General features: G+C 67.9%; 1 protein-coding gene. It reads right to left on the bottom strand.

The annotated features are described in order from the left end of the window. Positions 1 to 11 precede the first annotated feature (11 nt). On the bottom strand, positions 12 to 767 hold a 756-nt coding region (locus QME84_12710), incomplete at its 5' end, for a methyltransferase domain-containing protein (GenBank protein MDI6875124.1).

The raw sequence follows: 767 nt of genomic DNA, 5'->3' as shown, positions 1-767 counted from the left end.
AAGGGCTCCCCTCATCTGTTCGCCCGTGCGTTCCAGTGCCAGGGGTACCTGGAAAGAAAAGGCATCCTGCCCAGAGCCTCGTCCAGGGGGATGAGCGCTTTCTCCAGGGCGAAGAGTCGCAAGGGGCGCCCGACCATCTGCGAGAGCTCGGTGCTCAGGAAAAAGATAGCTGCGGAGAGGTACCCCGCCGGCTGCAGCGCGATCTGCGTGAAACCCGCCTCCCTCAAAAGGGAGGCGAGGTCCCGCGCTGAGAACCCCTCCGTGAGCTTGTCCGCCTCCGAGACCATCTCCTCTCCCCCAACGGGGCCGCCCTTGAAGCGGCGCAGGGCTTTCAGCAGCATCTTACCTGCGGGATAGATGGTGCGGTTCTGCCAGTCGTTGGGCTCCGTCCCCAGGACCAGCATCCCCCCGGGCCGGAGGACGCGGTGCATCTCGCGCAGGGCGGCGAGGGGGTCGGGGAGGTGATGCAGGGAGGCGACCGCCAGCACGCCGTCGCAGCATCCGGATGCCAGGGGTAACCGCTCGGCGTCCGCGAGGAGATGGGCGGAGGACGCGCCGTAGCCGGAAGAGAGGTGGAGCTCCCGCGCCCGTGCGAGCTGTCCCGGCGCGATGTCCGTCTCCACCAGGCGGTAGCCCGCGCGCAGCAGCTCCAGCCCGTCGTGTCCCAGGCCGCAGCCCGTTTCCAGGATGATGGAACCCGGGGGGAGGGTGCGGAAATTGGCCAGGAAAGAGGCGTGGTAATGGCGGTAGAAGGGACTGCCGCACCA

It is taken from the genome of Actinomycetota bacterium, assembly GCA_030019255.1.
GTDB lineage: Bacteria > Actinomycetota > Geothermincolia > Geothermincolales > RBG-13-55-18 > Solincola_A.
Note: the sequence above shows the minus strand (reverse complement) of the source record. Positions and strands in the feature narration are given on the sequence as shown.